The sequence below is a fragment of the Kitasatospora sp. NPDC058478 genome, from assembly GCF_042720345.1.
Lineage (GTDB): Bacteria > Actinomycetota > Actinomycetes > Streptomycetales > Streptomycetaceae > Kitasatospora.
The window spans coordinates 16,882-38,799 of the sequence record NZ_JBHXML010000089.1 but is presented as its reverse complement, the minus strand read 5'-3'; the positions used below and the strand labels follow the sequence as shown (position 1 = coordinate 38,799).

The window sequence follows — 21,918 nt, the reverse complement described above, 5'->3', positions numbered from 1 at the left end:
TCCTCGTACTGGGCCGTACTTGGACGTTTCGCCGGTGCGTCCAGGCGGGATGCCCGGCGTCGCGCGCCCGGCGGGAATTGTCAGACACGCCCTAGCCGAGCCCGCGCCGCCTCACCCCAGTGATGCGAGGGCCTGGGCCGCCGCGCGGGCCATCTGCTCGTCGTGCCGCCCGCTGGACCCGCGCAGCCGGGCGAGGCCTTCGGCCGCCGCCAGGGCGAGCAGCCCGGGCAGCAGGTCGGTGCTGCGGGCGGCGACCCAGCGGGTGCCCTGGGTGGCCATCCACCACAGGTCGGCGGCCCGGCCGGGCGGAGCCTCGGCGGGGGTGTCGACGGGCGGCGGGCCGAGGGGGTGGCCGGCGGCGGCGAGCAGCTCGTGGAACCCGCGGGCGATCAGGTGGTGGCCCTCGGCGCTGGGGTGCAGCCGGTCGACGCTGAGCAGCCGGCGCTGCGCGCACCAGGGCAGCTCGGCGATGTGCAGGTGCACCGCCCGGTGCCGGGCGGCGAGGGCGTGCACGACGGTGTTGACGGCCTGCATCCGCCGCGCCAGCGGTCGGGCCAGCGGCGCGGGCAGGCGGAGCAGGGTGCCCGGATCGGGCAGGCAGGCGGTCAGCAGGACGGCGCCGTGGCTGGAGAGTTCGCCCAGGGTGGCGTCCAGCTCCAGGGTGGTGCGCCGGATGTCGAAGCCCGCCCGCAGGGTGTCGTTGCCGCCGACCACCACGGCCGCGAACCGCGGCCGCAGTGCCAGTGCGGCGGGGAGTTGACGATTCGTCAGATCAGCGGTCAGGGCGCCGCTGCACGCCAGGTTGGTGAACTCGACGCCGCCCTCGGGTGCCAGCGACCGGGCCAGGACGGCGGCCCAGCCGCGCCACCCCTCGCCGACCGGGTCCCCGACCCCTTCGGTCAGCGAGTCCCCGAGCGCGACGAACCGCACCGGCCCGCCGGTGGCCGGCCGGCCGTCCGCGGACCGGTCACGCCCGGTGCCGAGCACGCTCATCCCAACCCTCCTCCACCGCACCGGGGTTGCGTGCACCGGGGTTGCGCGTGCCGGGGTTGCGCGTGCCGGGGTTCCGCACGCCGTGGGCCGCGAGGAACGCGGCCACCGCGGCCGGCCAGCCGTACCGCTCGGCCTGGGCCCGGGCGCCGGCCCGCCGCGCCTGCTCCGGGCGTGCCAGCAACTCCCTTACCGCCGAGGCGAATCCGGCCCCGGTGTCGGCGGCGGCCACCCCGGCCAGGCCGATCAGTCCGGGCAGCGCGGAGGAGCGGCTGACCGCCACCGGAGTCCCGCAGGCCAGCGCCTCCAGCGCGGCGAGCCCGAAGGTCTCCACCGGCCCGGGCGCGAGCACCACGTCCGCGCAGCCCAGCAGCCTGGCCAGTTCCTCCCGCCGGCCCAGGTGCCCGAGGAAGCGCACCGGCAGCCGCAGCCGCTCCGCCCGGGCCGCCAGCCGGTCCCGCAGCGGTCCGGCCCCGGCCACCACCAGGACGGCCGGCAGCCCCCGGGCCCGCAGCGTGGCCAGCGCCTCGACCGCCCGCTCGGGCCGCTTCTCGGCCGAGAGCCGGGAGCAGAGCACCAGCAGCACGTCGCCCGGCCCGCAGTACCGCGCCCGCTCCCGGGCCCGCGCGGCCGGCGGCAGCGGGCGCATCGCGTCCAGGTCCACGCCGAGCGGGGCCCGGACCAGGTTGGGCACGCCGATCCGCCGGAACTCCGCCGCCGCCCAGTCGGTGGTGCAGAGCACCGCGTCGTACGTACGGGCCGTCGCCGCGTTGAGCCGGTCGGCGGCCGCGTCGGCGAGCGGGCGGGGCAGCCCCTGGGCGCGCAGCACCCCGACGGCGCTCTCGTGCGACACCATCACCGAGCGGACGCCGTGCCGCCGGGCCCAACTGCCGGTCCAGCGCAGCGTGGTGCGGTCGGACACCTCCAGCCGGTCGGGTTTCAGCCGGGTCAGTTCGGCGGCCACCGCCCGCCGGTCGGTGAGCACCCGGTAGCCGCCGCTGGCCGGCAGCACCGGTCCGGGCAGGGTGACCACCAGGCCCTGCTCGCCCTCCTCCTCGCTGCGCCGCTCCCCGGGTACGATCAGCACCGGCCGGTGCCCGGCGGCCAGGTAGCCGGCGCCGAGGTGGCGCAGCGCGGTGCGCAGGCCCCCGGAGACCGGGGTGACGAAGTTCGCGAGCCGCACGATGGTCAGCGGCTCGCGGTCGGCGGTGTCCGTCATGCCGGCAGCTCCTCCACGACGGCGACCGGCTCGACGACCGCCGGGGGAGCGGCAGGGGGAGCCGCCGGTGTGCCCCGGTGCTCGGCGAGGACCTCCGCGTAGTGCCGCAGCAGCAGGTCGCCGACCGCCTCCCAGGTCCGCGCGGTCACCTCGGCCCGTCCGGCGCGCCCGTACGCGGCCCGCCGCCCGGGGTCGGCGGCCAGTTCCGCCACCGCCCGGGCCACCGCGGCGCCGTCCCGGGGCGGCACCAGCAGGCCCGTCCGGTGGTGCGCGACCAGGTCCAGGGGGCCGCCGGCGGCCGGGCCGATCACCGGCACGCCGCTCGCCATCGCCTCCTGGATGGTCTGGCAGAAGGTCTCCAGCGGGCCGGTGTGCACGAACACGTCCAGGGTCGCGAAACAGCGGGCCAGTTCCTCGCCGGTCCGGCGGCCGAGGAACACCGCGCCGGGCATCGAGGCCCGCAGCCCGGGCCCGGACGGCCCGTCCCCGATCACCACCACCCGCACCCCGGGCAGGGCCGACGCGGCGGTCAGCAGGTCGACCCGCTTCTCGGGCGCCAGCCGCCCGACGTACCCGACCAGCACCTCGCCGCCCGGGGCGAGCGCCCGGTGCAGCGCCTCGTCCCGGTGCCGGGGGTGGAACCGCACCGAGTCCACCCCGCGCGGCCACAGCTGCACCCGGGGCACTCCGTGCGCGGTGAGGTCCTGGGCGGCGGGGGTGGACGGCGCCAGCGTCCGGGCCGCGGCCCGGTGCACGGCCCGGATCCGCCGCCAGGCGGCCGCCTCCCCGAGGCCCCGCCCGGCCCGGTAGGCGTGCGCGTACCCGGCGAGGTCGGTCTGGTAGACGGCCACGGCGGGGACGCCGAGGCGGGCCGCGACCTGCATCCCGCGCGCGCCGAGCACGAACGGGCTGGCCAGGTGCACGATGTCCGGCCGGTGCCCGGCGACGGCGGCCGCCAACTGCCGGCTCGGCAGCGCGATCCGCACCTGCGGGTACCCGGGCAGCGGCACCGACGGAATGCGCACCACCGGCAGCTCCACCGCTTCGGAGCCGCCGAAGGTGTGCGGCGGGCACGCGGCGCCCCGTGCGGGTGCGGGGGTGACGACGAGTGGCTGGTGGCCCCGGCGGACCAGATGCTCGGCCGTCCGCAGCACGCTGTGGGCGACTCCGTTGACCTCGGGCGGAAAGGATTCGGTGACGATGACGACGCGCATGCCAGTGTTCTCTCCGCGCCCGGCGTGCACCCGGCCAAAGGGATCTGTCGTAGAAGCGAACGCGGGTCGGCGATTTGCACCGCCGACCCGCGCCCGCACCGCGCCGCCTCAGTGCGACCCGGCCGCCTCCTTGAGCTCCGCGTACGGCGCGAGCTTGCGGAGCGACTCGATGCTCCTGAGGCACTCGTCCTTGCTCTCGTGCGGGTCCCCGGTGACGATGACCGTCCCGTTGCTCGCCTTGAGCCGGAAGCGGTGCATCCCGCTCTCGTCCTTGTACAGCTCGAACTTCCCAGCCATGCCTGTAACAGACTTCCGTTCAGGTGACCCCCTCGCACCGCACCGTAGGTCCAGCCCGGTTGGTCCGCCCGCCGGCTGGGGCATCCGAGTCATCCGGCCCTGCCCACCTGGCCCGTTCGGGTCAGGTGGTGCTCGCGGGGGAGCTGTGGGCCTGCGGGCGGCTGGGCGTGGTGGCCCGGGAGTGCTCCTTGCGGCAGCCTCGTTTCACCGGCGGACCGGGGTGGTGCCGTTCATGCCGAAGCGAGCGGAGCACTGCTCGCCGGATCGGTTGTTCGCGTTCCACACGCAGATCCACATCGTGTAGCCGATGTCCGGGACGAAGCTCGTCTTCGCGGCGCCCACGGAGGCGCGGAAGGTGTACGTGATGCCGTCGCTGCGGGCGAGCTCGGCGACGCAGGTCTGGATCAGGGAGGTGTTGAGCACGCCCGCGAGCGAGCCGGAGCCGTTGTCGTCCAGCCAGGCGGAACAGGCGGCGGTGGGGCCGAGCCAGTCGGTGTCCGCCTCGGAGCCCTTGACCTGTGCCGGGTCGTCGCTGCCGTTGATGCCGCGGATCGATGACGAGGTGGGGCTGGGGGCGGCCGTTGAGGGTGCGGCGGTGGCCGTGCTCGGTGGGGTGGCCGTTTCGCCAGGCGGGGTGGTCGGGGGCTGGGTAGCGGGTTTGGCGGCAGCGAAGGTCGAGGGCCGCAGGCTCGGGGAGGGTGCCCGCGTGGTGGCGGCCGGGGCGGTTGAAGGCGGGGGAGAGGGTTTGGCGGTGGCGGTGGCGGTGGCGGTGGCGGTGGCGGAGATCGAGGCGCTCGGGCTCGCGGAGGGTCCTTGCGTCGTCCCGGCCAAGGGTTCGACGGCGACCTGCACGCCGCCGGACTCCTGCGCGTCGTGGTGCTGCGGGGAGGTGGACGGGCTGAGGACGAACACCGCGACCGCGCCGAGGGCGGTCGCCGCGGCGACCGGCAGCAGGAACAGGTGCTTGCGCGGGCGGCGAGGTGATGCGAGGGGTGCGGGCCCGACGTCGGGGTTCGGGTCCGTGCTCGTATCCGGTGGCGGGACGGTCTCCAGCTTGCCGACCGGCGTTTCGGCGAACGCACGTCGAGCGCCGATGCGTGACATGACCTCGGGCGGCCAGGACGGGGGAGGGGCGAGCCGGTGCGTGCGCGTCGCCAGGACGATCTCGTCGGCGGTGGGGCGTGCTCCGGGGGCGGTGACGAGACAGGGCCCGAGGAGGGCGGCGAGGTCGGCGTCCACGGCGCGCAGCGGCTCCACGTCGGGGGCGGCGCCGGGCGTGCGACCCGAGGCGGCGTAGAGCAGGAGCGCCGCGAGCGAGTAGACGTCCGCGGGCGCTGCCACGTCCTCCTCCCCGGTCTGCTGTTCCGGTGCCGAGAAGCCCTGCGTTCCGTAGCTGCCACCGCTCCTGGTGAGCCTCGCCTGGTCCGCGGCGCGCGCGATGCCGAAGTCGATCAGCTTCACGCCGTCGCGCACCAGCATGACGTTGGCGGGCTTGATGTCGCGGTGCGCGATCCGGGACGCGTGTACGGCCCGCAGTTGAGCGGCCGTCTCGGCCAGCAGTAGCCACAGCGCCTCGGCGGGCAGCGGGCCGTGCAGCCGGACCGCCTCGTCCACCGTGAGCCCGGGGACGTACTCGGTGGCGAACCACGGGCGTTCCGGAGTGGCGTCGCTCGCCAGCACCCGAGGTCCGACTCCGAGCGGCACACGGTAGAGGATGCCGACCTCTCGTTCGAAGCGCTCGCCGGGGACCAGCCGCGGCCGGACGAGCTTGACAGCGGCGTAGCCCCTGTCCGAGACCCCGAGGTAGACCTCGCCCATGCCGCCGGTACCGAGCAGGCCGATGATGCTGAAGCTGCCGATCTCCTGCGGATCGCCCGGACCGAGTGGTTCGGCGACCATGCCGTCGATCGCAGCAGCTCGCCGGCTGATCTCGCTCACGGCGGGCAGGCTATCGGGCAAGTCCACTCCGGACAAGCGGAGTTGGTGGTTCTGCAAGCTCGACACACCGCATGCCCGCAGGAGGACTGGTCCTCCCGGTGCGCTCATACACTGGCGCGACCCGAGGCGGAGGTATGTGAGATGGCGTACGAAAACTTCCCACCCCAGATGCTGCCGCCGGGCAGTCCTTCCGGCAGAGTGCCCTCGGCGCCACCCGGGACGATCTTCGTGCTCGGCCCGGAGGGTGGGTACGCCGTGCCGCCGCGCCGGTACACCTTGCTGTTCGGGCGCGACCGCGAGGACGTGCACGTACCGGTCGGTGTCGACGACCCGACCGTCAGCCGTCGGCACGGCGTCTTCACCTGCGCCGGCACGGACGGCGACTGGTGGCTGGTCAACACCGGCAATCTGCCGATCGAACTGCCCGACGGCGTGCTGATGCTCACCAGCCACAAGCGGATCATCGGGCCCGGGTACACCCCGCTGGTGATCAACTCGTCCAAGCGGCGGTCCCACCTGGTGGAGGTCCGCGTCATGGACGGGGACGACCTGCACCCCCGTTCCACGAGCGGCGCCGATACCGCGGCCCCCGAGACGGTCTACCTGCTCTCCCTCCAGGAGCGGCTGGTGCTCACCGCGCTCGCCCGGCGCTACCTGGAGGGCCAGGACGCCTTCCCGCTCCCGTCGGCCTGGGAGGAGACCGCCCGGCTGGTCAACGCCTCGCCCCACGTGACCAAGTTCTGGACCCACAAGTCGGTCGCCAACACGGTCGAGGACGTGCGCGAACGGCTGCGCCGACGGGGCGTGCGCGGACTGACGCGCGACGAGGTCGGCGAGCCGGTCGGCTCGACGCTCAGCGTCAACCTGATCAGGGAACTGCTGAAGACGGCGACGCTGAACGCCCAGGACCTGGAGTTGCTGGCCGATCGGGGCTGACGCGTTTCTCAGGCCTCCGTCTCGGGCGCGGCTTCGGCGTTGTGGTTGTAGGTGACGTGCATGGTGCCGTGTTCCACGGCGAAGACGGCTGCCTGGTCCTCGGCCGAGTTCTGCTGGCGCGGCTGGGGCTGCGGCTGCTCGGGGTGATGCTTCGTGTTCGTCACGTGGTTGTTGTCGCCCACGATGAAGGTGCCGGAGACGTCTCCGGCGTGGATGGTGCCGGGGGTGGATTCCGTAGGCATGGTTGGCCTCTCCTGGTCGGTCTTGTGGCGGATTACCAGGCGGTGCAGTGGATCACCAGACTCTGCCAGGCCGAGTTGTATGCCGAAGCCTGGCTGGCCGTGTTGTAGCTGGTACTGGTCTTGTTCCGAAGCGAGCTGAACTGGCTCTCCTCCTGCTGGCGAGCGGTCAGAATGCCCTTGAGGTCGGAGACCACGGATCCGTCCCGCGCTTGCGAGATGGCTCCCCGCAACGTGGACTCGCTGGCGCGCAGGTCTTTGAGGATGATGTCGATACGGGATTTCATCGTGCTGTCGTCGGGCACGGTGGAGGTCCGTCGTGAGTTGTACGCGTCTACGGCGTTGTTGTACGAGTCGAAGGCGCTGTGAACGGCGGCCAGGTCGGCGTTGTACTGCTGGGTCTCTTTTCCCAATTCCGGTACCACCGTTGCGCACACGGGATCGACGGGGTCCGGCGTGACGACCGGAGACGGGGCCGGCGGGGCGGGGGTGTAGACCTTCGGAGGTGGGGCCGGCGGGGCGGGAGTGTAGACCGGCGGGGCGGGGGTGTAGACCCTCGGAGGCGGGGCCGGCGAGTAGGTGGGCTGGGTCGGCGTAGCCAGGTCCGACTGGTTCTGGGTGTAGACCATGGCGCCCACACCGAGTACGGCTGAGGCGCCGACCACGCAGGCGACGGCGAGGGCTGCTCCGGCCTTGGCAGCCACTGCGCCGGCGGTGGTGACCGCGTGGCCCGTGCTGGACGTGGTGGTGGCGCTCGCGGTGTGCGGATGGTGCGTCCCCGAGAGGTCGATTCGGTGCGGCGCCGCCTGCGAGGGGGAGTGTGCGCCGACCACATGGCCCCCGGGCGGGGGCTGTTGGGCGGAGTGGGACAGGTCGATCACGTGCGGTGTACCCGGCGGGTGCACGGGCGCCGGAGCGCCGGAGGCGGGGACGGGGTGGGTGACGGCCGGTGGTTGGACGACCGGGTGGGTGACGGTCGGCGGTTGGACGACCGGGTGGGTGACGGTCGGTGGCTGGACGACGGGGTGGGTGACCGTCGGCGGGCTGACCGCCGGGTGCGTGATCAGCGGGGACTGGCCGATGGCGTGTGCCGTGGTGGCCGGGTCGATCGGCGGCACGGCGGTGATCGCCGTCGTGGCGGCCTGGTGGGCCACCGAGTGCGCTTGCAGGGCGGCGAGTTCCTGCCAGAGCACCCCCGCCTCCAGCACCAGGGTCGTCGTCAGTGCCGCCCGGCCGATCGCCTTGCGGCGGGTGCGCGCCTCTCCCAGGAAGAATTCCTCGCCCGCGCGGTCTCCCGCGCTCTTCGCGGCGGCCCAGCCGGCTCCGAGGAGGCTGCCCCACGCGTCGAACTGCCGGGAGAGCGCCAGTTTCGGCGAGGCGGCACGGGCCAACTCCACGCCGAGCTGCGCCTGTCCGCTCCGCTCCGCTCCCAGCACCGCGACGTCCAGGGCCTGGAAGTGGGCCGCGACCTCGTCCGGGGTGGTCTCCCGCGACTGGACCCACGCGGTGAGCGCCCGGCAGAGCGGCGCGGCGGGGTACTGCGTCATCCGGCTCTTGAGCACGCACTCGGCGACGTCCGGCGGACACCCGTAGCCGGTTTCCGAGGCGACCAGCAGGCCGTGCCGCACCAGCCCGCTGGCGAGCGCGTCGCTGTCCGTCCGGCTGAGCAGGGCGTTGAGCTGCCGGGCGGCCAACTCGGCGCCGGAGAGCGAGCCGAGCAGGTACAGCAGGTCCCGCTCCTCCGGCCGGAGCCTGTTGAGCAGCGCGGGAAGGAGCGCGGGGAGATCGGCGATGCCCGGCAGGCCCTTGCCGGTCGCGGCCGACAGGGCGATGCGCCGCAGTCGGAGCGGATTGCCGTGCAGGGCGTCGCACAGCGCCGTCACGGTCCGCGCTTCGTCGGGCCGCAGCGCGCGGGCCAGGACCGTCTGGACCAGGACCACCCCTGCCGGGGCCGCCAGTCCGTCGAGCCGGATCGGGTGGACGCCGGTGACCGACGACCGGCGTTGCGAGGTGAAGACGAACGTGGAGTGCTCGGCCAGGTCGAAGAGCCGGTGCAGGTCCTTCTCGTCGAGTCCCGCGTCGTCCAGGTAGATCCGCAGCCGCAGGGTCTTCAGGTGCTCCTTCAGCACCTCCAGCGACGGCTTGTAGTTCGGTGCGTCGAAGCTGATGTCGAAGATCGCCTGCGCGAGGTCGTCGGCCGTCCGTCCGCCGGCTTCGATGTAGGCCGCGCCCTCGGGCCCGCGCGGCAGGGTGCGGGCGAGGTGGCGCAGCAGGGCACTCTTGCCGACCCCGGAGGTGCCCCAGACCTGCACCAACTGGCGTGCTCCGATGGCCTGTTGCAGCGCCTGGAGCTCCCGTTCCCGGCCGATCAGCGGATCGGCGGCGGAACGCGGCAGGTGGGAGATCGGCTGACGTTTGACCGGGTTGGGCGGAGGCCCCGCGTTCACGGTGATGGCCGAACCGTGTCCGGTGGTGATGTTGAGGTTGGTCACGGTGTTCCGGTTGCCGACGATCATCGTTCCGGACACGTCGCTCGCCCGGATTCGCGTGGAACCGTCCGGAGCACCGTTGTTCTCTGGCATCTGTTTCTCCGGTCCTCTCCAACGCTCGGGTTCCGGCACTCGGTCATGCTGGCGCCGACCCGTCGTCGGAACCCGGCGCTTTTACCTGTTTGGTGAGATCGCCCGTGAACCGGCCGGTTCGGCCGCGGCGGCGATCCGGGCGAGGTGGTCCAGGTCGAGGATCGTGATCCTGCGGTAGCCCGTGACGACCGCGCCCGACTCCCGCAGGGCCCGCAGGGCCTTGTGGATCGACGACTCCGCGGCGCCGACCAGCGTGGCCATCTCCGGCTGCGACAGCGGGAGATGGGCTTCGTTGCGGCCGGGGCGCCCGTAGGTGACGGCGAGGTGGTGCAGGATCCTGGCCAGCCGCCCGAGCACGTCGCAACCGGTGAAGTCGACGATCCGGCTGGTCGCCGTGCGCAGCTTGGCCACCACGCTCGCGTTGAGTGCGAGCCCGATGGCGGGGTGCTGCTTCGTGCACGCCAGCAGTTCGGTGGGCAGGATGTAGCGGGCCAGCACCCGGCCGCAGGCGGTCACGGTGCCGATGCGCGGCTGACCGTCGATCCCGGCGAACTCCCCGACGAGGTCCCCGGCCATCCGCACGGCCAGCAGTGCGTCCCGACCGTCCTGTGCGTGCGCGGTGACCTTCACCGTGCCGCCGATCAGGAGCAGCGAGAAGTCCGAGGTGTCGGCCTCGCGGATGGTGATCTGACCGGCCGGGTAGGCCACGCCGTGGCCGAGCTCCAGCAGGACTCGGCGATCGGCCTCGCCGACCCGGCCGAGCAGTCCGGTCGTCGGCCAGTAGGCCCCGGCCCTGCGCATCCGTGTGTTGCTCATCGGTCACTCCTCCTCCTCGTCCGGCCGAAGCCGGACAAGCCGTATTAGTAGCCGGTTTACCCGAGGACCCCTCCTCTACGTTCTGGTTAACCATCGTGTCGGCACCGGGAATTCGGTGTCGACGGCAGTTCGATCCTCGAACCGCCGGCCCTCGTCGTGATCGCGGAGGGAATGTGAATCCGAGGTACGAGTACCGAGCTCTGCTGGCGTGCGACATCGCGGGTTCCGCGGGCCGCGGTCAGCAGCGGCTGCAGGAGATCCGCGGCGTGCTGCGGTCCGCGCTGTTCGGCGCCCTCGGCGTCGCGGAGCTGGACCGGCGGGACTTCGCGTACGTGGACACCGGCGACGGCTGCCGGCTCGTCGCCCCGGCCGGGTTGCCCAAGGCCGGACTGCTGGTCCCGCTGCTGCCGGAGCTGGGCGCGCGGATCCGCGAGCACAACCGGCACGCCGGCCCGGACACCCGGCTGCGGGTACGGGCCGCCGCGCACGCGGGGGAGGTCCGGCCCGATCCGGACGGCACGGTCTCCGGCACCCCGTTCGAGGCGCTCGCCCGACTGCTCGACTCGCCCCCGCTGCGGCATGCGGCCCTGGACGGTCCGGACGGCACCCCGGTGGCCGCGATGCTCTCGCAGCACTACTACGAGGAGACGGTCGGGCACGGCTACGAGGGGCTCGAAGCCGGCGCCTTCACCGCGGCCGAGGTCCGGGTCAAGGAGTACGCCGCACGGGCCTGGCTCTGGTACCCGGGCAGCCCGGTCGGGCCGCACGGCGGTCCCGGCCCGGAATCCGGCTCCCGCGAGCGGCCTGCGGAAGCCGAGCCGCGGGCCGTGGAGCAACTCGTCCAAGCCACGGGGAAGGGCACGGTCTTCGCCGTCGGCCGAGGTGGCCAGCACATCCACTACAACGAACGGGGCTGAAGCGCCGATGAACCAGGAACTCGCCGAGCTGGCCGCGAGCGGAGCCACCGCTCTGGTGTCCGCGATGGGCACCGATCTGTGGAACGAGGCGAGGCGACTGATGAGCGGCGTCATCGCCCGGGCCCACGGCAGCCGCCGCAGGGAACTGTCCGTCGCGCTGGAGCGGGGGTCGACCGCCACGAGGGGAGCGGTCGACGCCGCGGCCGTGGACTTCTGGACCGAGGCCCTGTTCCAGTTGCTCGACCGGGACCCGGCTCTCGCCCAGGACGTCATAGCTCTGGCGACGCTGCGGACCGCGCAACGGCCGGACGTCGTGGTCCAGGTCAACTCCGCCACCGGTTCCGGTGAGGTGTTCGCGGTGCAGCACGGTGACCAGCACTTTGCCTCCGGGCCGAGGTCCCGCGATCGTGAGGAGCGGCCGTGAGCGGGGGCGACGGCCGGCGGGACGGCCTGACGGACGGCTGGGTGCGGGCGGGGCTGCTCGCAGCCGTCGTCATCGGGGCCTTCGCCGAGGTCGGCACGCCGCACCGGCACTACGGCTGGCTGGTGAACGCGTTCGCCCTCGCGGCGGTGGGTGTCGTCGGCGCGGCGGCCGCACTGGGGTCCGAGGCCGCCGCGCCGCCCGCCCGGCAGCGGGACCGGCCCGAACGGGCGCCCCGGCCCGACGCGACGGCGCCGGTCTGCCGCTTCGTCGCGGCACCGGCGGTGTCGACGGCCCAGCCCGGCAGGCCCCGGCCGTTCCTGCGCGAGAGGCCGACCGACCTGAGCGTGCCCCGCTTCGGCGAAGGCGCGCGGGCACAGGGCTACCCCTGGCTGCTGCCGGAGCGCACGGTGCAGAACGGCATCGCCGCCGACGAAGCCAGGGTCGGTGCCCTCACCATCCGCGCCGCCTCCGTCGTCGGGCCCGGCCACCGCTGCGGCCAGCCCGCCGAGCCGCGACAGGACTCCTACCGGATCGGGCGGAGCCCGGACAGCCGGTACGCGATCGTGGCCGTGGCCGACGGCCTGTCCAGCGCGGCCTGGTCCGACATCGGGGCCACCGCGGCCTCCAGCCAGGCCGTCACCCTGCTGCGCGAGCAGATCGAGGCGGTCGGCTTCGACCGGCTCGACGTCAAGGCGCTGTACGGGCGGGTCGCGGAATCGATCGCCGCGCACGCGGCCGGACGCGGCGTCGGCACCTCGCACCTGGCGACCGTGCTGATCACCGCGGTGATCGCCGAGCCGGACGCGAACGGCGTGGCGCGGGCATGGGTCGGCTGGCTCGGTGACAGTTCGGCCTGGACACTCGACCCGCGCGTCCCGCTGTGGCAGTTCTCCGCCGGCGAAGCCAAGGACCGCGCGGCCGCGGTGGTCTCGAACGAGGTCGCCGGCCGACTGCCGGACACGCCGCACCTGGCCGTGGACGGTTACGTCACCCTGGCGGCCGGTGCCGCCCTCGCCCTGGTCACGGACGGGATCGGCGACGCGTGGGCGGACCGGGCGGGCAACGTCAACGAGTACTTCGCGAACGCCTGGCGCTCGCCGGTCCCGGCCACCCGGTTCACCGCCGACGTCGGCTTCGACGCACCGCAGTGCCTCGACGACCGCACCGCCGTCGTGGTGTGGAACGGCAGCGGGACATGACCGACTCCGATCCCGTCGCCGGCGGCGGCGCCCCGGCGGTGGACCCGCGGGGCTGGGCGTTGCCGAGGACCGTGGGCCTCGGCGATCTCGGACCGCTCGCCGAGCCGATCTCCGAACACAACGGCCAGGCCGTCGCCGTACGGCCGCTGACGGACCATCCGGGCTGGCTGGCCAAGCTCTACCGGCCCGGCCCGCACCAGGAGGACGGCCACCGGATCGACCTGCTGATCTCGGCTCCGGACACGCTGCCGGAGGCGGAGCGGGCGAGCTTGTACGCCGGGACGTGCTGGCCCGCGGCCCGGATCCGCGAGCCGGGGAACCCGGCCGTCGGGTGCGTGATCCCGATGGCGCCCGAGCAGTACCGTTCCGAGCTGCGGCGCGGCAAGTTCAGCGAGCGCCGGTTCCTGGAGATCGACTGGCTGGCGAAGTCCGACGAGTCGATCCGGCGCGTCGGCCTGCCGTGCCCCGGCTTCGAGGGCCGACTGGCTGCCTGCCGCCGGCTGACGGAACTCGCCGCGATCCTGGAGGGCCTGGGCCTGGTCTACTCGGACTGGTCGTTCTCCAACGCCTTCTGGAGCCCGGAGGGGCGTTCCGTCTACCTGATCGACGTCGACGGCTGCCAGCCGAAGAAGATGCCCGACATCCACCAGCCGAACTGGGCCGACCCGCTCACGCCGCCGGGCTCCGACGCGGACCAGTACACCGACCGCTACCGGCTCGCCCTGCTCGTCGCCAAGTGCATGACCGGCCGGCGCGACGCGAGCACCTTCCACGGCGTCGCCGCGTCCCACTGGCTGAACCAGCCCGCCGTCTCCGAGGTCCTGCTGGACATGCTGCTCGCGACCGACCGGGAGCGACGGCCCGCGGCCGCCCAGTTGAACCAGGCGCTGAACAACGGGCCCTACCTCAGGGCCGTGCCGCGTCCGACACGTACGCCGCTGCCCCAACTGCCCCCGAAGCAGCCGACGGTGGTGCTTCCGCAGCCCGTGCCGCACACGACCCCGGAGCCCCCCGCCGTCGCCCGCATCAGCACGGTCGAGGAGCAGCAGAAGCCCGAGACCGGCTCGTCCACCAAGTGGATCTGGGTGCTCGCCTTCGTCGTGATCCTGGTCATCGTCATCGTCATCGCCTCCAACCACTAGCTCAGAGGTGCACACAATGTCACTCTGCCTGCCCACCTACGTGGTGATCGACGCCTCCTCGTCGATGAAGCCGCACGAGGCAGTGCTCAACGCGACCCTCTCGCGTCTGCACTACAACCTGGCGACGAATCCGCGCGTCTCGGAGTTCGCCAGGGTCAGCGTGGTCGCCTTCTCCACCGACGTGCACGTGGTGATCCCGATGTCGGACATGGAGCAGGTCCCGAGCATGCCCGAAGTGATCTGCGGCGGGGGCACCGAGTACGGCAAGGCCTTCGACCAGTTGCGGCAGAGCATCGAACAGGACGTCAGCAGCCTGCGGGCGCAGCAGTACAGCGTGCTGCGGCCGGCGGTCTTCTTCCTGACCGACGGCGCCCCGACCGACGCGAGGTGGCAGGACTCCTTCCGCACGCTGGTGGACCGGAACTGGCCGCGCCACCCGCACGTGATCGCCTACGGCTTCGGCGCCGCCAGGCGCGACGTGCTGAAGGAGGTGGCGACCAAGGCGCTGTTCATCGCCGACGGTTCGGACACCGAGTCGGCGCTGAGCGGGGCGATCACCGGCCTGCTCAACACCCTGATCGCCTCCTCGCAAACCGGTCAGATGCACATCGCCACGGACGTCAAGGGCTTCGAGTACGTGCAGGTCGCCCAGGAATACGTGGACTGAGCGTGGACACCGACCCGCGTACCACGGCGCCCCGGGCGCTGAGGGCCTCCGCCGGGCTGTCCGTGCTGGCCGCGGTGCTGCTCGCCTGCGGCGGCGTGGTCGAGGTGGCGGGCCATCTCGGCGGCCCCTCGACGAACGGGGGCGGAGGCGGCTCGTACCCGGCGACGCCGGTGCCGGTACAACCGACCCCGATCCCGACTCCGACCCCGACCCCGACCCCTGAGGTCTCCTCGCCCGCCGCGGCGCCGTCGCCGAGTTACTCGCCCTCGGCCTCACCCACCCAGTTGCCCGAGCCGACGACCGCCCCCACCACCCCCACCACATCGGCGTCTCCTTCGGAGCACCCTCCAGGGAAAGGGGCATCCCGGACGAAGGCTCCTGTGACGAGGAACGCCGCCCCGTAGCTGCGATACCGGCGCGGCCACTGAGGGGCCGAGCAACACGGGCAGCCGGCGGGCGGGCCGGGGAGTGGGCGGGGAGTGGGGCGGGGGGCTGATGGTGGCGCCGATGGTGGCGCCGTCACCCGAACGCAGTCGCTTCGGGTTCTCGCGCGGCCCCGGAGTCGCCCGGAAGGCGGCTCCGGGGCGCCTCCTCAAGGCGGACCTGCCGTGGCGTCGGCGGTGCCGGGGCGTCGTTCCGGTGGTTTCCGCGGGGCTCGACGCGGGGTCTCGCCTCTCGCCGCGCGGGGGTGCGCACCCCCGCCCCGTCGGTCGGCTGCGCCATCCGGGTAGGCCTCGGCGGGCGGGGTCGGCGGCCCGGGCGGGGGTCTTCGGGGAGGGGCGCGAGGGCCGGGGGCTCGCGCCGAAGCCGTCGTCGCGGGGGCCTGCGGTCGACCGGTGGGCGGCGGCGCTCGGTGCGCGGGGGTGGCTGTTTCGAGACGCCGGACGAACGGCACTTGACGGCGGGTCAGTCGAGGAGTCGACCGGGCGGATCCTCGCCCGACCCGGCTCGTCGGGGGGCCGGGCGGGAGGGTCGGATCCGGCCGCCGGGGCGGTGATCGGGCGGCCGCGTCCGGGGGCCCTTCGCATGCCGAGGACCGTTCGCGGTTGCCGTCCAGAAGCTGCGAGCCGGGGCGTCAGGCGGATACTGGAGATGTGAGAACGGCTCTGGCAGGCACATCCCTGACGTGCCCGCCGCTTAGGGCTGTCTCACGGCAACGGCAGTCTCTGTCGTGCTCCCCGGGTCCGCGCCGTCGGCGTCGGCCGTGGACGTGCGGCGTGCCAATGCAAGGGAAGAAATGGAGTCGTGATGAGTTACTTCAACCGCAGGGACCGCGGTCGCGGACGTGAACGTGACCGTCGCCGCCGTCGCCACGGCCGCCGTCGTCGGTTTGGCTTCTGGTGACAGATAAGGGCGGTCCGGGCTGTGCTTAACAGCCCGGCATGACACCCATCCCTGGGGCCGGCGGTATCACCGCCGGCCCCTCATCCTGAGTGGGGTTCCTCCATGCACGGTGCGACGCCCATGGGGGGTCCGGAGGACCGGGCAGCCGACCGGGCCATCGACCAGGGGCCGGTGGCGGACTCGCCCGTCATCTCGCTGCGTGATCTGTTCCGGCGGTTCTGGCCGTGGGTCCGACCGGACGTGCGCTGGCTGCCGCTGAGCGCGGTGCTGCTCGTTCTCGGCGCCTTCGGCGAGGTCGTCTCGGTCTGGATGTTCAAGGACCTGATCGACGAAGTCCTGGTGCCGCGGCACTTCGCCGAATTCTGGCCGCTCGGCGGCACGATGCTCGCCGCGGCCGCGGCGGCGGCGCTGTTCACCTTCGCGGGCACCTACACCGGCACCTGGATCGCCGAGCGGTACCTGCTCCGGCTCCGGACCGGCACACTGGCCCATCTGCACACCCTGCCGCCCGACACCCTGGAGACCCGCTGGCGCGGCGACCTGGTGGCCCGGATGACCGCCGACATCGCGACGATCGAGCAGATGGTCGCGACCGGCCTGGTCGAGGGCGCGGTGGCCTCGACCAGCCTGGTGCTGTTCGCCGGTGCGGCGTTCTACCTGAGCTGGCCCCTCACCCTGGCGGCGCTGATCGTCGCGCCGCTGTTCATCTTCACCACCGGCTTCTTCGGGCGCCGCATCCGCATCCGGGAGCGGCAGGTCCAGCGCCGCGCCGGCGGCGTCACCGCGCTGCTGGAGGAGACGCTGCGCAACGTGGTGGTCACCCGCACCTGCGGCCAGGAGGAGCGCGAGGTCGAGCGGGTGCACCGCGAGGGAAAGGCCCTGCTGGACGCCGAGCTCTCCGCCGCCCGGATGTCCGACCTCTACCAGCCCCTCCTCAACGTCCTCCAGATGCTCGCGGGGCTGGTCGTGGTGGGCGTCGGCGCCCTCCAGGTGATCCGCGGCGAGCTGAGCCTGGGTGGTCTGCTCGCCTTCGCCGCCTTCATGGCGCAGCTGTTCGAGCCGATCCAGCAGCTCGCCGGGCTCGTCCCGCTCGCGGGCGCGGCCTGCGCCTCGGGCGAACGCCTGCTGGAGATCCACGACCTGTCCAGTCCGGTCCGGGAGAGCCCCGCCGCGCGGGACGCCGGCGCGGTCCGCGGCCGGGTCTCCTTCGAGGGCGTCCACGTCGCCTACCCCGGCAGTTACGACGCCCCGGTGCTGTCCGACGTCAGCTTCGACGTCAGCCCCGGCAAGGTCCTGGCCGTCATCGGCCCCAGCGGCAGCGGCAAGTCCACGCTCGCCAAGCTCCTGGTCCGCTTCCTGGACCCGCAGGCCGGTACCGTCCGCCTCGACGGCGTCGACATCCAGGACCTGACCATCGCCTCGCTGCGCGGGGCGATGAGCTTCCTGCCCCAGCAGGCGCAGCTCTTCCACGCGACCATCCGGGACAACATCGCCTACGGCAGGCCCGACGCCCCGCAGGACGAGATCGAACGCGCCGCCCGCAGCGCCGGCGCGCACGGCTTCATCACCGCGCTGCCGCAGGGGTACGGCACGGTCATCGGCGACGAGGGCTTCCAGCTCTCCGGCGGGCAGGCCCAGCGCGTCGCCATCGCCCGGGCCTTCCTGCGCGGCGCGCCGGTCCTCGTCCTGGACGAACCGACCACCGGCCTGGACCCGAAGACCGTCCAGCAGCTGATCCCCCCGCTGCGCCGCCTGATGGCGGGCCGCACCACGATCCTGATCACCCACGACCCGGCCTTCCTCCCGCTGGCCGACCACGTCCTCACCCTCCAGCCGCCGGACGCCCCGCGCCCCCGCTTCGCGGAATCGGCCGCCGGGCGCCCGGAGGCCGTCGCGGTGAACGTGTCCGAGGCGGGGCTTCCCGGTGAGCGGGACCACGGGCCCGGGTGACCTTCGCCCCCACTCGAACGGCCGGGATCCGCAGGCTGCGGACCCCGGCCGTTCGAGTGCGTGCGGTCAGGAGACGACGATGGTGGTCCGCAGGTAGTAGACGAACGGCGGGCAGGCCGAGCCGCGGTCCGGGAAGGCGCAGCGCCAGATCCAGGTGATGTCGCTCGTCCCGGCGGTGGCCGCGCTGAAGGTCGCGTGCGCGGTGTTGTCGGGGTCGGTGCTGCCCGAGGTCTGCGGCAGCACCGAGGGCGCGGTCGTCGCCGGGACGGAGGACAGCCAGGTGACGGTGCTGTCGCGGTAGGGCGGCAGGTTGACCTGGACCACGTCACCCGGGTGGACCTGCACGGTCTGGCCGTTGGAGGCGACGCCGAGGACCACGACGTCGTTCAGGGCCGGCCGCGCCGGGGCCGCTGCGGCGGCGGTGACGGTGCCGGCGGTCAGGGCGAGGACGGCGGCGGGGACTGTCAACAGCCTCAGGATCTTCATGGCACTCCCGGTACTCGAAGGTTCACGGAAACGGAGGTTCGCGTGGAACGGCGGTGCAGGGTGCGGAGGTTCCGGCCTCCCGTCTATCCGGTGCGGGCGGCCCGGCCGATGGCGCGGAGCCGCCCGGGAGGGAAACCTCCGGCCAAGGATGTCCACATCTGCCGCCTCCGGCAAGGTGCGTGACGATACGTCAGGCGCTCGTTACTCCGAGCCGCCGCGGCCCCGGTCCTCGGGCCGTCAGTCCCGGCGGCGGGCCGCCATCCAGACGTAGACCAGGATCCCGGCGAACAGGAACAGCACGCCCTGGTAGACGGCCGCGTAACCCGCGCCGGCCACCAGCCACAGGGAGAAGCCGAAGGCGCCCAGGCCCAGCACCGCGTCCCGGGCGAGCCGGCCCCCGGAGACCTTGTCGGGCATGCCGCGCACCAGCCAGTACAGCTGCGCGGCGGTGGAGAGCAGGTACGGGACGGTCGCGGTGAAGGTGGTGACCAGCACCAGGATTTCGAACGCGCCCTTGGCGCCGGTGGCGAAGTTGAGGATGGTCAGCACCGAGGCCAGCGCGACGCTGGTCACGACGCCGAACACCGGGACGCCGCGCCGCTCCTTGGCGAAGGCGGCCGGGAACAGCCCGTCCTTGGCGGCCGCGTACGGCGCCTGGGCGGCCAGCAGCGTCCAGCCGTTGAGCGCGCCGGTCATCGAGACGAGCGCGGCGACGGCGATGGCCGTGCCGCCCCACGTGCCGCCGAACATGGCGTCCACGGCGTCCGAGAACGGCGCGGTGGAGTGGATCAGCCGGTCGTGGGCGACGGTGCCGAAGACCGCGAGCGTGCCCAGCAGGTAGACCACCGCCGCACCGGCCGTGCCGAGCACGCTGGCCCGCCCGACGTTGCGCTCCGGATCGCGGACCTGGCCGGCGCTCATCGCGGCCGACTCCACGCCCAGGTAGCTGAAGAGCAGGATGGCCGCGGCCGCCGTCATCCCGCCGGCCCAGCCGTGCCCGGTGGCGTCGAAGGGGCCCAGGTTGCGCGCGTCGAAGAAGCCCAGACCGCCCACCGAGACCAGCAGCAGCGGGATGAACTTGAGGACGGTGGAGACGAGTTGGACGGCGCCGACGTAGCGGGTGCCGGCCAGGTTCGCCAGCGCGGGCAGCCACTGGAAGGCCATCGCGGCGGCGATGCTGAGCCCGATGGAGTGGCCGACGGGCAGCAGCACGTCGAGATAGCCGACGGCGGCGACCGCGAGCGCGGCGTTGCTGACCCAGGTGGTGATCCAGTACGACCAGGCCGACAGGAACCCGGCGAAGTCCCCGAAGGCCTCCCGGGCGTAGACGTAGGGCCCGCCGGTGCGCGGGTTGCGGCGCGCGAGCTGCCCGAAGACGAGCGCGAGGGCGATCGCGCCCACGGTCAGGACGACGAAGGAGACCAGGCTGACCGTCCCGTAGGGGGCCACGGCGGCGGGGATCATGAAGATGCCGCCGCCGATGATGTTGCCCATCACCAGGGCGGTGGCGGTCGGCAGGCCGAAGCGGCCGCCCTTGCGGGGTGTCGCGGTGACCGCTTCCGGCGTCTCCGGCGGGCTCGGTCGGGTCGCCTGCCGGGGTGCGGCCGGGCTGGTCTGCATGAGGGTGGTGCGCCTTTCGTGGTCCTGCTCGTGCTCGGTGGAGCCACCGTTCATGCTCGAACCGGGTGGCGCTCTGTACCAAATCGATGGGATTTGTTCAGTCGGCCTGGCATGTCACCGCAAGACTTGCGGTCCCGCGCCGGTCGGACGGGCACTCGTCCTGCGCCGGTCGGACGGGCACTCGTCCTGCGCCGCTCCGGCGGGCGCTCGTCCAGTGCCGGTCGGACGGGCGCTCGTCCAGTGCCGGTCCGGCGCGGCCGTTCGGCGTGCGGCCGGGTGTCCGAGGGCGTTCACCCGGGGGAGGGATGTCGTCACCCGGATGCCTCAGCCGGGTTGCGGCGCGCCGCGGCGCGTGCGCGTTCGTGTGCAAACGTTGGCCCGGCGCCTCCCCGTGGGGCGTCGCCCAGCCTGCGGGCGGTCGACGTGGCCGGTCGGGGGCGCGGGTCAGAGGACCAGAGACGAACTAGGGGACAGTAGATGTCGCTTCGTGGGAAGATCCGCAAGCTCGCGGTGATCGTGGCCGTGACGGGTGCCGCCGTGGTGGCCGTGCCGACCTCGGCCATGGCGTTCGGCCACACGCCGGTGCCGTCCTCCGGGCAGGGCCTGGAGTCCGGTTCGGCGGGTGTCGGCCTGTTCGGCCCGCACGCCAACTGGTTCAACTACCACGAGCACAGCGAGGGCTGATCCGTCCGAGCTCGGAGCCCGGGGGCCGCTGTGGGCCTCCGGGCTCACGGCTGTCCGCGCGGCGGTCCGAGCAGGTCAGGCGGGCAGGGCGGGGGCGGCGGCCCGCTCGCGCAGTTCCTTCAGTACGGCGATGTCCATCGCGTGCCCGGTGCCGTCCCCGCCGTGCTTGCGGTCCGGGGTCTCCACCAGCAGCGGGACACCGGCCGTCTCCGGGTGCTCGAACAGCTCGCGGAACGGTTCCGCGCCGATCATCCCGGCGCCGATGTTGGCGTGCCGGTCCTTGCGCGCGCCGACGACGTCCTCGGAGTCGTTGGCGTGGATCAGCCGCAGCCGGCCCGGCCCGGCCGCCGACGCCAGGGCGTCCAGCGCGGCCGTCACCCCGCCCGGTACGGCCAGGTCGTGCCCGGCGGCGAAGGCGTGGCAGGTGTCCAGGCAGACGCCGACCTTCGGGTGCCCGTCCAGCGCCTCGACGTACTCGGCGAGCTCCTCCAGCCGGGAGCAGAGCGAGCTGCCCTGGCCAGCCGTCGGCTCCAGCAGCAGCCAGGGCGCGTCCTCGCCGAGGGCGTCCAGTTCGTCCAGCAGCGGCCGCACGTCGGCCCGGACCTGTGCCATCGCCTCGGCCCGCCGGGAGCCGCCGCCGGGCGCCGTGCCGACCGCCGAGCCGGTGTGCAGGACGACGCCCAGTGCGCCGATCGCGTGGCCGCGGCGCAGCGAGTGCCGCAGCGAGTCGGCCGAGCGCTCGCGGGTGGCCGGGTTGTCCGAGCCGAAGTTGATCAGGTACGGCGCGTGCACCCAGGCGGGGAGTCCCTGCTCGGCGCAGGCCGCCCGGAACTCCTCGTCCTGCGCGGGGTTGCCCGGCGGAGTGGCCCAGCCGCGCGGGTTGGCCACGAACACCTGCACGGTCTCGGCGCCGACCCGGCGCGCGTACGCCAGCCCCGTGCCGGCCAGCCCGCGGGCGGCCACCGGGACGTGGGCGCCGACCGGGTTGCGGAGGGTGCCGAGGGGCGCTGCGGGTGCGGTGGTCATGGCCCCGAGGATGTCACGCCGCCGGCCGGCGGTGGCACGCGGCCCGGCCGGCGGTGCCGGGGGTGGTGCCGGGGTGGTCCGGTGGCGTGCCGTGCGGCGCGGCTCGGAGCGCGCCGCGCCGCACGCGCCACGCCGGGCCGTCCCACCACCGGCCGACGCCCCGTCAGTCCCGCAGCCCAGCCCTGGTGGCGGGCCCACCCGGCGGCCCATAGCGTCGAGTCGGCCGCA

Annotated in this window: 19 protein-coding genes; 8 read left to right on the top strand and 11 right to left on the bottom strand. The window is 73.6% G+C overall.

Going from position 1 to position 21,918, the window contains the following annotated elements; translation table 11 throughout:
- Nucleotides 1-111 precede the first annotated feature (111 nt).
- The 5 genes from ACFWPT_RS35935 to ACFWPT_RS35915 all read right to left on the bottom strand — a co-directional run bounded on the left by ACFWPT_RS35935 (nt 112) and on the right by ACFWPT_RS35915 (nt 5,658).
- Nucleotides 112-993, bottom strand: coding sequence for an SGNH/GDSL hydrolase family protein (locus tag ACFWPT_RS35935; RefSeq protein ID WP_380372172.1), 882 nt, complete (start codon nt 991-993; stop codon nt 112-114).
- A complete protein-coding gene (locus tag ACFWPT_RS35930; protein ID WP_380486974.1) occupies nt 968-2,209 on the bottom strand; it encodes a glycosyltransferase in 1,242 nt (413 codons plus the stop codon). The genes ACFWPT_RS35935 and ACFWPT_RS35930 overlap by 26 nt, the downstream gene beginning before the upstream one ends.
- A complete protein-coding gene (locus tag ACFWPT_RS35925; RefSeq protein ID WP_380372178.1) occupies nt 2,206-3,423 on the bottom strand; it encodes a glycosyltransferase family 4 protein in 1,218 nt (405 codons plus the stop codon). The genes ACFWPT_RS35930 and ACFWPT_RS35925 overlap by 4 nt, the downstream gene beginning before the upstream one ends.
- Nucleotides 3,424-3,531: 108 nt before the next feature.
- Entirely contained in the window at nt 3,532-3,720 is a 189-nt protein-coding gene (locus tag ACFWPT_RS35920) for a DUF1508 domain-containing protein (protein ID WP_063350276.1), read from the bottom strand.
- A 204-nt stretch (nt 3,721-3,924) separates the two neighbouring features.
- The gene (locus ACFWPT_RS35915) at nt 3,925-5,658 is read right to left on the bottom strand and encodes a serine/threonine-protein kinase (RefSeq protein WP_380486972.1); all 1,734 of its coding nucleotides are present in this window, start codon (nt 5,656-5,658) and stop codon (nt 3,925-3,927) included.
- A 141-nt stretch (nt 5,659-5,799) separates the two neighbouring features.
- Between ACFWPT_RS35915 and ACFWPT_RS35910 the strand changes: the two genes are divergently transcribed.
- Nucleotides 5,800-6,594, top strand: coding sequence for an FHA domain-containing protein (locus tag ACFWPT_RS35910; RefSeq protein WP_380486970.1), 795 nt, complete (start codon nt 5,800-5,802; stop codon nt 6,592-6,594).
- A gap of 8 nt (nt 6,595-6,602) precedes the next feature.
- Here ACFWPT_RS35910 and ACFWPT_RS35905 read toward each other — a convergent pair whose 3' ends face one another.
- The 3 genes from ACFWPT_RS35905 to ACFWPT_RS35895 form a co-directional block, all read right to left on the bottom strand.
- Nucleotides 6,603-6,836, bottom strand: a complete 234-nt coding sequence (locus ACFWPT_RS35905) for a hypothetical protein (protein WP_363370948.1) — start codon at nt 6,834-6,836, stop codon at nt 6,603-6,605.
- Nucleotides 6,837-6,868: 32 nt separating this feature from the next.
- The gene (locus tag ACFWPT_RS35900) at nt 6,869-9,415 is read right to left on the bottom strand and encodes a hypothetical protein (protein WP_380486968.1); all 2,547 of its coding nucleotides are present in this window, start codon (nt 9,413-9,415) and stop codon (nt 6,869-6,871) included.
- Nucleotides 9,416-9,496: 81 nt separating this feature from the next.
- The gene (locus ACFWPT_RS35895; RefSeq protein ID WP_380486966.1) at nt 9,497-10,231 is read right to left on the bottom strand and encodes a Crp/Fnr family transcriptional regulator; all 735 of its coding nucleotides are present in this window, start codon (nt 10,229-10,231) and stop codon (nt 9,497-9,499) included.
- A 173-nt stretch (nt 10,232-10,404) separates the two neighbouring features.
- Between ACFWPT_RS35895 and ACFWPT_RS35890 the strand changes: the two genes are divergently transcribed.
- The 6 genes from ACFWPT_RS35890 to ACFWPT_RS35865 all read left to right on the top strand — a co-directional run bounded on the left by ACFWPT_RS35890 (nt 10,405) and on the right by ACFWPT_RS35865 (nt 17,874).
- The gene (locus ACFWPT_RS35890) at nt 10,405-11,148 is read left to right on the top strand and encodes a hypothetical protein (protein ID WP_380372191.1); all 744 of its coding nucleotides are present in this window, start codon (nt 10,405-10,407) and stop codon (nt 11,146-11,148) included.
- A gap of 7 nt (nt 11,149-11,155) precedes the next feature.
- A complete protein-coding gene (locus ACFWPT_RS35885; protein ID WP_380372194.1) occupies nt 11,156-11,572 on the top strand; it encodes a hypothetical protein in 417 nt (138 codons plus the stop codon).
- A complete protein-coding gene (locus ACFWPT_RS35880; RefSeq protein WP_380486964.1) occupies nt 11,569-12,771 on the top strand; it encodes a protein phosphatase 2C domain-containing protein in 1,203 nt (400 codons plus the stop codon). Before ACFWPT_RS35885 ends, ACFWPT_RS35880 begins: the two co-directional genes overlap by 4 nt.
- Nucleotides 12,768-13,913 carry a hypothetical protein gene (locus tag ACFWPT_RS35875; protein WP_380372202.1) on the top strand — a complete coding sequence of 382 codons (1,146 nt, stop codon included), beginning with the start codon at nt 12,768-12,770 and terminating at the stop codon, nt 13,911-13,913. Before ACFWPT_RS35880 ends, ACFWPT_RS35875 begins: the two co-directional genes overlap by 4 nt.
- 16 nt (nt 13,914-13,929) lie before the next feature.
- Complete coding sequence (locus ACFWPT_RS35870; protein WP_363370930.1) at nt 13,930-14,580, top strand: VWA domain-containing protein; 651 nt, start codon at nt 13,930-13,932, stop codon at nt 14,578-14,580.
- Nucleotides 14,581-16,044: 1,464 nt separating this feature from the next.
- The gene (locus tag ACFWPT_RS35865) at nt 16,045-17,874 is read left to right on the top strand and encodes an ABC transporter ATP-binding protein (protein ID WP_380486962.1); all 1,830 of its coding nucleotides are present in this window, start codon (nt 16,045-16,047) and stop codon (nt 17,872-17,874) included.
- A 66-nt stretch (nt 17,875-17,940) separates the two neighbouring features.
- On the opposite strand, the gene ACFWPT_RS35860 is transcribed toward ACFWPT_RS35865, so the two are convergent.
- Nucleotides 17,941-18,360 carry a hypothetical protein gene (locus ACFWPT_RS35860; RefSeq protein WP_380486960.1) on the bottom strand — a complete coding sequence of 140 codons (420 nt, stop codon included), beginning with the start codon at nt 18,358-18,360 and terminating at the stop codon, nt 17,941-17,943.
- 237 nt (nt 18,361-18,597) lie between these two features.
- A complete protein-coding gene (locus ACFWPT_RS35855) occupies nt 18,598-19,980 on the bottom strand; it encodes an amino acid permease (RefSeq protein ID WP_380486976.1) in 1,383 nt (460 codons plus the stop codon).
- Between the two features lie 477 nt (nt 19,981-20,457).
- Between ACFWPT_RS35855 and ACFWPT_RS35850 the strand changes: the two genes are divergently transcribed.
- Nucleotides 20,458-20,664: a hypothetical protein gene (locus ACFWPT_RS35850; RefSeq protein WP_063350286.1), complete on the top strand. Its 207-nt coding sequence runs from the start codon at nt 20,458-20,460 to the stop codon at nt 20,662-20,664.
- A gap of 75 nt (nt 20,665-20,739) precedes the next feature.
- Here ACFWPT_RS35850 and ACFWPT_RS35845 read toward each other — a convergent pair whose 3' ends face one another.
- On the bottom strand, nt 20,740-21,690 hold the full coding sequence (locus tag ACFWPT_RS35845) for a deoxyribonuclease IV (protein ID WP_363370921.1): 951 nt from the start codon (nt 21,688-21,690) through the stop codon (nt 20,740-20,742).
- Nucleotides 21,691-21,918: the final 228 nt, after the last annotated feature.